Origin of the sequence: Rossellomorea vietnamensis NBRC 101237, assembly GCF_001591825.1 — a bacterium.
Lineage (GTDB): Bacteria > Bacillota > Bacilli > Bacillales > Bacillaceae_B > Rossellomorea > Rossellomorea vietnamensis.
Genome location: NZ_BCVQ01000086.1, coordinates 1 through 8,510, shown reverse-complemented (window position 1 = coordinate 8,510; position 8,510 = coordinate 1). Strand labels below are relative to the sequence as shown.

At 42.9% G+C, this 8,510-nt stretch carries 7 protein-coding genes and 1 other annotated feature; of the genes, 6 read left to right on the top strand and 1 reads right to left on the bottom strand.

Annotated elements, in window-relative coordinates:
• Positions 1–469 precede the first annotated feature (469 nt).
• A complete protein-coding gene (locus BVI01S_RS21545) occupies positions 470–955 on the top strand; it encodes a glutathione peroxidase (RefSeq protein ID WP_061811518.1) in 486 nt (161 codons plus the stop codon).
• A 33-nt stretch (positions 956–988) separates the two neighbouring features.
• Here BVI01S_RS21545 and BVI01S_RS21540 read toward each other — a convergent pair whose 3' ends face one another.
• The gene (locus tag BVI01S_RS21540; RefSeq protein ID WP_061811517.1) at positions 989–1,924 is read right to left on the bottom strand and encodes a YaaC family protein; all 936 of its coding nucleotides are present in this window, start codon (positions 1,922–1,924) and stop codon (positions 989–991) included.
• Between the two features lie 112 nt (positions 1,925–2,036).
• Here BVI01S_RS21540 and guaB point away from each other — a divergent pair, with 112 nt between their 5' ends.
• From guaB to serS, 5 genes are all read left to right on the top strand, one after another.
• Positions 2,037–3,500 carry an IMP dehydrogenase gene (gene guaB, locus BVI01S_RS21535; RefSeq protein WP_034766096.1) on the top strand — a complete coding sequence of 488 codons (1,464 nt, stop codon included), beginning with the start codon at positions 2,037–2,039 and terminating at the stop codon, positions 3,498–3,500.
• A 195-nt stretch (positions 3,501–3,695) separates the two neighbouring features.
• A complete protein-coding gene (locus tag BVI01S_RS21530) occupies positions 3,696–5,051 on the top strand; it encodes a D-alanyl-D-alanine carboxypeptidase family protein (protein ID WP_061811516.1) in 1,356 nt (451 codons plus the stop codon).
• Between the two features lie 276 nt (positions 5,052–5,327).
• Positions 5,328–6,209, top strand: a complete 882-nt coding sequence (pdxS, locus tag BVI01S_RS21525; protein ID WP_061811515.1) for a pyridoxal 5'-phosphate synthase lyase subunit PdxS — start codon at positions 5,328–5,330, stop codon at positions 6,207–6,209.
• A gap of 11 nt (positions 6,210–6,220) precedes the next feature.
• Complete coding sequence (gene pdxT / locus BVI01S_RS21520; protein WP_034766101.1) at positions 6,221–6,811, top strand: pyridoxal 5'-phosphate synthase glutaminase subunit PdxT; 591 nt, start codon at positions 6,221–6,223, stop codon at positions 6,809–6,811.
• Between the two features lie 53 nt (positions 6,812–6,864).
• Positions 6,865–7,073, top strand: a binding site (T-box leader).
• A gap of 48 nt (positions 7,074–7,121) precedes the next feature.
• Positions 7,122–8,396 (top strand): serine--tRNA ligase, encoded by a 1,275-nt coding sequence (gene serS, locus BVI01S_RS21515; protein ID WP_061811514.1) that lies wholly within the window; start codon positions 7,122–7,124, stop codon positions 8,394–8,396.
• The last annotated feature ends 114 nt before the right edge of the window (positions 8,397–8,510 follow it).

Here is an 8,510-nt window from a genome sequence, read left to right as displayed (position 1 = left end):
AAAGAACATAATTGTTTTATTAGATCTCTCCTGGACCGCAGTGCGAAGGTAGGGAGGAACGAGAGGGTATGGAATTAAAAGGTAAAAGACGCATAAAAAGAAAAAACGACGCAATCACTTCCGTAAATGACGCAATTAACTTCTCTTCCTATTCTCTCGGTTACGAAGTCCTTAAAAAAAGGCTAGTAATCTTGCAATCTTAAGACTTATGCTAACCAAGGAAACATTTTATGGTTCTAAATACACTGAATCTAAGTGTTTTTCAAGATACAATAGAATTATAAAACTTTCTTTATCCTAGTAGCCAATCTATTAGATGTACGAGATCAGATATCAGTCATCTGACCACTAAGCAAACACTTATCCAACCCACCCACCAACATCCCCCTCCCGACACCCATTCAAAATTGCTATCCCCCAACCTCCTAACGTATTATTTAATTAAGAGTATAAACAAGGAGAGAAAAACATGACGACAATTTATGATTTCACTGTTAAGAGAGCGAATGGGTCTGTGACGTCGCTGGACGAGTACCGGGGGAAGGTCATGCTGATTGTGAACACAGCAAGTAAGTGTGGCTTTACGCCCCAATTTGAAGAGCTTCAGGGCCTGTATGAAGAGTACAAAGAGAAAGGGCTTGTCGTACTGGGATTTCCGTGTGATCAATTCATGAACCAGGAATTTGATAATCAGGATGAAATCATGGAGTTCTGTCAGGTGAATTACGGAGTATCATTCCCGATGTTTGCGAAGGTGGACGTAAAGGGGAAGGAAGCTCACCCATTGTTCACGTTCTTAACCCGGGAGAAAAAGGGTGTCCTTCTTTCAAATATTAAATGGAACTTCACTAAGTTTCTCGTTGGGAAAAATGGTGAGGTATTCGACAGGTATTCACCGCAAACCAATCCTCGTAAAATTGAGGATGACATTAGAAAGTTACTTCAGGCTGAATAGAGAAAGAGGAAAGGCTCGGCCTTTCTCTTTCTCCTATGTTTTATCCTTAAGAATCTTGAGTAACAGATAGGGTGACTTTTCTGTTGTGACGTTGAGAAACGTCGTAATGATTGGATAGTCTTCATTCGTTCGGTTTTTTAATAGTTCCACCCACCATTCGGTTTCGTACCGGGCAATCATGCTTAGATTGTATAATATGGCATAGTGGATGAGCACTTCAGGTATGCCGGATGCCTCGTTTCGAATTCCTGGCAGTGCCAACCGGTCTTTGTTTAAATGCCATCTGACAGGTAGTTGTTCCTCCGCGCTGGTTGTGTGCAGCGTGTCCTCTGTAATAGAAAGTGAATCCCCCGTTATTTTTTCGTTCAGGTATTGTTTAAATAAAGACCCGGACATATGAAAGTGGGAGAGTAAGGACTCGTCGATCGTCAGTTCGTTTTTATTGGTGAACCAGAACATGGTTTTCTTTTTGAGTAGAATAAGAAAGGCTTCTTCAAGTTCAGGTATTTGGACGAGCAGATCTTCCATTTTATATTTTTCTCCGATGATATGTTTCACGTGGAACACGAGGTCCGAAAAATGTGAAAAGAGCCCGTTTTTCTGAACCTTTACCTCATCCTGTAGAAACCTGTACTGCTGCTTCTTTCTTTTTCTTGAGGTAATCCCATGAGCAAGAACGGTAGTTGTTTCAGGGTATTCCGGATCTTCTGTCAGGACAATCGCTTTAATGAAATGAATGTATCCATAAAAAAGCAATATGGGCTTTAGTGAAAAAGGAGACATCATGGCTTGTTTATAATAAAGTTCTCCTTGTTCCAGGTAATACATGAATGGATAACAGTTGTCATAACTCTTTACTTCAGCTTGAATGGACCCCAGTTTCTCGTAACACTTTTTTAGAAACTTCTGGGAGTATTCGGCTGATTGAAAATAGTGAATGAAGTCCCAGTGCTGATGTATTTCGTTCAAGAGATCACCTTCTAATTATTCTGAAAAGTTAAATTAATCCTATTCTTCTTGACAGTATTTTAACCAATTGATAACCTACTAATAATATTTTGGGACTAGGGAGGCCGAAAACATGTGGGATTCTAAATTTGCTAAAGAAGGTTTAACGTTTGACGATGTGTTATTATTACCAGCTAAATCAGAGGTGCTACCAAAGGATGTCAACATCTCTGTTGAATTAACGGAATCAATCAAGCTGAATGTTCCGATCATCAGTGCAGGGATGGATACCGTAACCGAAGCCGAAATGGCGATTGCAATGGCTCGAACAGGTGGACTCGGTATCATCCACAAGAATATGAGTATTGAACAGCAAGCTGAACAGGTCGATAAAGTAAAACGTTCCGAAAGTGGAGTTATCTCTGATCCATTCTTTTTAACTCCGGATCATCAAGTCTTTTCTGCAGAGCACTTGATGGGCAAATATAGAATTTCCGGTGTTCCGATTGTGAACAACGAGCAAGAACAGAAGCTTGTCGGGATTTTAACGAATCGCGACCTTCGTTTCATCCAGGATTATTCGATCCAGATTTCGGATGTCATGACGAAGGAGAATCTTGTAACGGCTCCAGTCGGCACTACCCTAGAAGAAGCGGAAAAAATTCTTCAGCAATATAAGATTGAAAAGCTGCCTTTGATCGATCAAGAAGGAACACTTAAAGGATTGATTACGATCAAGGATATTGAGAAAGTCATCGAGTTCCCGAATTCGGCTAAAGATGCTCAAGGGCGTTTATTAGTGGGAGCAGCAGTTGGTATTTCCAAGGACACATTAACTCGTGTAGAACATTTGGTTAAAGCCCATGTGGATGTCATCGTGATCGATACGGCTCACGGTCATTCCGCTGGAGTCCTTTCTATTGTTCGTGAAATACGTGAAGCTTATCCAACGTTAAATATCGTTGCAGGTAATGTAGCGACGGCTGAAGCGACAAGAGAATTGATTGAAGCAGGTGCAGATGTGGTCAAAGTGGGAATCGGACCTGGTTCGATTTGTACAACCCGCGTGGTTGCAGGTGTGGGTGTTCCACAAATTACCGCTGTGTATGATTGTGCAACGGAAGCAAGAAAGCATGGGAAGAGCATCATCGCCGATGGAGGCATCAAGTACTCCGGTGATATCGTGAAAGCCCTGGCAGCCGGAGGACATGCCGTCATGCTTGGAAGCTTATTGGCAGGTACATCTGAAAGCCCTGGCGAAACGGAAATCTTCCAAGGTCGCCGCTTTAAAGTATACAGAGGGATGGGTTCTGTCAGCTCCATGGAAAAAGGATCAAAGGACCGCTATTTCCAAGAGGAAGCGAAAAAGTTCGTTCCAGAAGGCATCGAAGGGCGTATTCCTTATAAAGGGCCGTTAGCAGATACATTGTATCAGCTGGTCGGAGGCTTGCGTTCGGGTATGGGGTATTGTGGAACGAAAGACTTATTCGACTTAAGAGAAAAGGCACAATTCATCAAAATGACAGGTGCCGGTCTTCGTGAAAGTCACCCCCATGATGTTCAGATTACGAAAGAAGCACCAAATTACTCTTTATAAGAAAATAATGACAAAAGCTGATCAGAATTTCCTGGTCAGCTTTTTTTAATGTGAAAGAAAGGTTATTCTCCGCCTTTTTTTAGAGGCCGCAAGTCCCTTGACCTATGCCAAAACTAGTCATATTCTCTGTCTATTCTTACCTTTGGAACTATGTTAAAATAACGGAGGTGTACATAAAATCTTGGAGGGCTAACAGTGAAAAGAAGTTGGATTCAAAAATCTTTTGTTTGTATGATGGTTTTTATGATGGCAATGAGTATGGTGCAGAAACCTGCAAATGCTCAAGGTGACTTGGACGTAAACGCAAAAGCTGCGATTTTAGTAGAAGCAAGTACTGGTAAGATTCTGTATGAAAAGAACTCCGATACAGCTCAAGGCATTGCAAGTATGACGAAGATGATGACGGAATACGTGTTACTTGAAGCGGTTAAAGAAGGAAAAGTGAAATGGGATCAGACATACACGGTTCCAACAAAAATTTCGAATATGTCCCATAATGATAATTTGAGTAATGTTCCTTTAAGAGAAGAGGGAACATATAAAATTAAAGATCTGTATGAGGCAATGGCGATCGAATCTGCAAATGCTGCAGCGATGGCTATCGCTGAAACTGTAGCCGGTTCTCAAGAAAAGTTTGTTCAAATGATGAATGATAAAGCCAAAGAACTGGGCTTGGAAAACTATAAATTTGTCAATGTGACTGGATTGAATAATAAAGATTTAGCTCCTTATGTGGATCAAGTGGTCGGTGGAGCAGATGAAGAAAATGTGATGTCTGCGAAAGATACCGCAACGCTTGCTTATCGATTGATGAAAGATTTCCCTGAAATCCTTGAGACATCAAAAATCGCGAAGAAAACATTCGCCGAAGGCACTGAAGATGCTTTCAATATGAAAAACTGGAATTGGATGCTGCCTGGATTAATTCGTGAATATGAAGGTATGGACGGTTTGAAAACCGGTACGACTGATTTTGCGGGTGGATGTTTTACCGGAACAGCTGAAAGGGATGGAATGCGTTATATTACAGTGGTGATGAACGTGGATATCAGCTCTGGTGAGAATTCTTATGACGCACGGTTTAATGAAACAAGAAAAATGTTAGATTACGCCTTTACTAATTTCACAATGGAAGAAGTCCTTCCTGCTGACTACAAAGTAAAAGGACATAAAACACTTTCAGTTCAAAAAGGAAAAGAAAAAGAAGTTCAAATCAAAACCGATTCTCCATTAAGCATGGTGGTTAAGAACGGTGAAGAAGATCAATACAAGCCTAAGTTTGTGTTGGATAAGAAAAAGTTGAATGATGATGGCGAACTGACCGCTCCTGTTAAAGAAGGGGAAAAAGTTGGGTATGTCATGCTGGAAGCTAAAGGCAAAAAAGATTTAGGTTATCTTACGGATAAAGGAACGAACGCTTCAAAGGCATCTGTTGTGACAGTGGATGGTGTCGAGAAAGCGAACTGGTTCGTCCTTTCCATGAGAGCCGTCGGTGGTTTCTTCGGAGATATCTGGGATTCCATTACTTCTACGGTTAAAGGCTGGTTCTAATTTATAATAAACACCAAGGCTCAAGTTGATGAGTCCTGGTGTTTTTTTTATACTTGAAATATTGGAGGGGTCTCTATATGGAAGGTATATCTTATTTCCATGAAATGCTTGTCGCCCCAGAACGAGCCCCTCCGCTTTTCGTCTTGACATAAGCCCATTTTTATTGTTTATTTAGCAGTAGGGTTACATAATCATTCCGATTGTTTTAGTCACGATTTCTTCCTTTTTTGGGAAGTTGTGGGGCAGGCAAGGGATAAATATAAGGGGGATATAGATATGAAGACTGGTACAGATCGTGTAAAAAGAGGTATGGCTGAAATGCAAAAAGGCGGCGTTATCATGGACGTTGTCAATGCAGAGCAGGCAAAAGTTGCCGAAGCTGCGGGTGCAGTTGCGGTAATGGCTTTAGAACGTGTCCCAGCAGACATCCGTGCTGCAGGTGGAGTGGCAAGAATGGCAGATCCTCGTATTATTGAAGAAGTGATGGGTGCTGTTTCGATTCCTGTAATGGCAAAGGCCCGTATCGGTCATATCGTTGAGGCGAGAGTTCTTGAATCAATGGGTGTTGACTACCTTGATGAAAGTGAAGTATTGACGCCCGCTGATGAAGAGTACCATTTAAATAAAAGAGATTTCACGGTTCCTTTCGTATGCGGATGCCGTGATTTAGGTGAAGCTGCCCGCCGTATCGGTGAAGGGGCATCTATGCTTCGTACAAAGGGTGAGCCTGGAACAGGTAACATCGTTGAAGCGGTTCGTCATATGCGTAAAGTGAATGCTCAAGTACGTAAGCTAGTGAGCATGAATGAAGATGAGATCATGACAGAAGCGAAGTTACTGGGAGCACCATACGAATTATTGTTAGAAATTAAAGAAAACGGTCGTTTACCTGTTGTAAACTTTGCTGCAGGCGGAATTGCTACACCAGCTGATGCGGCTCTTATGATGGAACTCGGGGCTGACGGAGTATTCGTAGGCTCTGGTATCTTCAAGTCAGAGAACCCTGAAAAATTCGCAAGAGCGATTGTAGAAGCGACTACTCACTACCAGGATTACAAGTTGATCGCAGAACTATCTAAAGAGCTTGGTGTAGCCATGAAGGGTGTAGAAATTTCTTCTATCCTCCCTGAAAACCGTATGCAAGATCGTGGATGGTAAGGTGTGATTCTATGTTGAACATCGGTGTATTAGGACTTCAAGGTGCCGTCAGGGAGCATGTTCGTTCCATTGAAGCCTCAGGTGCCAAGGCGATCGTCGTGAAGCGTGTAGAGCAACTGGAAGAGATTCAGGGGCTCATCATGCCTGGCGGGGAAAGTACCACCATGAGAAGGCTGATTGACCGTTATGGCTTTATGGAGCCGTTAAGACAATTCGCAGCAGCAGGGAAGCCGATCTTTGGAACATGTGCCGGTTTGATTCTGTTAGCGAAGCATGTTGTCGGTTATGAAGAGCCTCATCTTGGGGTGATGGATGTGACGGTGGAGCGTAATTCATTTGGCCGTCAGAAGGAAAGCTTTGAAGCGGACCTTTCGATTGCCCATGTCGGAGAAGGATTCAATGCCGTCTTCATCCGTGCGCCTCATATCGTGGAAGCGGGAGAAGATGTTGAAATCCTGGCGAAGCATAACGAGCGTATCGTGCTTGCCCGCCACGGACAGTTCCTCGGCTGCTCTTTCCATCCTGAATTGACGGATGATCATCGTCTGACTGCATTTTTCGTTGAAATGGTGAAAGAAAGCATGGAAAAAACAATCGCATAATTCTATTGCAAAATGGAAAACATTGTAGTAGATTATGAAATAACCAATAAAAATTTAAATCGTTGATAGGAAATAGTAGTAAAGAAACCTTGCTAAAGAGAGTCGATGGCCGGTGAGAATCGATGCAGGAGCTTTACGAATCCATCCTTGAGTGAAGTACTGAATGAAGTAGGTATTTTCGGTGATTCCGTTACCATCTCTTAAGAGGAAGATGCTAAGCGTCTTCAATTAGGGTGGCAACGCGGAAACCTCCGTCCCTTTTACCAGGGATGGGGGTTTTTTATATTTTTATAAAAAGGAGAGAAACTGCATGTTAGACATTAAGTATTTACGTAACAATCTGGAAGATGTAAAAGCCCGACTTCAGCACCGCGGTGAGAACCTGGAGGACTTCGGTAAGTTTGAAGAGCTCGATAAGAGAAGAAGAGAGCTCCTTGTGGAAAGTGAAGATCTCAAGAGCAAGCGTAATGATGTATCTCAACAAATTGCCGAGCTGAAAAAAGAGAAAAAAGATGCTCAAGATATGATTGTGGAAATGCGCGAAGTCGGGGCCATGGTTAAAAAGCTGGATGATGAGCTAAGAGGCATCGAAGAAGAGTTAGAGCGTATCCTTCTTTCTATTCCAAACATTCCTCATGAATCTGTACCTGTAGGGGAAACCGAAGATGATAATATCGAAGCTCGTAAATGGGGAGAGGTCAGGGAATTCGATTTCGAAGCACAGCCTCACTGGGATGTTGCAACAGGACTTGGAATTCTTGATTTCGAACGTGCAGGAAAAGTGACGGGAAGCCGATTCGTTTTCTATAAAGGACTTGGAGCAAGACTTGAAAGAGCCCTCATCAACTTCATGATGGACCTTCACATGGATGAGCATGGCTATACGGAAATGATCCCTCCATTCCTTGTGAATAGAGCGAGTATGACAGGAACAGGTCAGCTTCCAAAGTTTGAAGAGGATGCTTTCAGAATCGAGAGCGAGGACTACTTCCTGGTTCCGACGGCAGAAGTGCCTGTGACGAATTATCATCGTGATGAGATCCTGAAGGCTGACGAACTGCCTGTAAGCTATGTGGCATACAGCGCCAACTTCCGCTCTGAAGCTGGATCTGCAGGACGTGACACAAGAGGGCTGATCCGTCAGCATCAATTCAACAAAGTCGAGCTGGTACGCTTTGTGAAGCCTGAGGACTCTTATGATGAGTTAGAGAAATTGACGGGTCACGCTGAAAAAGTTCTTCAGCTGCTTGGCCTACCGTACCGCGTATTATCTATGTGTACAGCGGACCTGGGCTTCACAGCAGCCAAGAAGTACGATATTGAAGTATGGATCCCGAGTTACGGGACGTACCGTGAGATTTCATCTTGCAGTAACTTTGAGAGCTTCCAGGCGAGACGTGCCAACATCCGCTTCAGAAGAGAGCCGAACGCAAAGCCTGAACATGTGCATACGTTAAATGGTTCTGGATTAGCGATCGGACGTACAGTAGCAGCCATCCTGGAAAACTACCAGCAGGAGGATGGCAGTGTCATCGTACCCGAAGCCCTTCGTCCATATATGGGTGGAGTGGAAGTCATTAAATAAAACGTTTTTATCAGCAAAAAGAAGTCTCGCGTTCCTCCGTGAGACTTCTTTTTAATTTTTTTTTGAAATATCCTTGACTCCATTTATACACCATGTTATTATAATTCTTGTCGA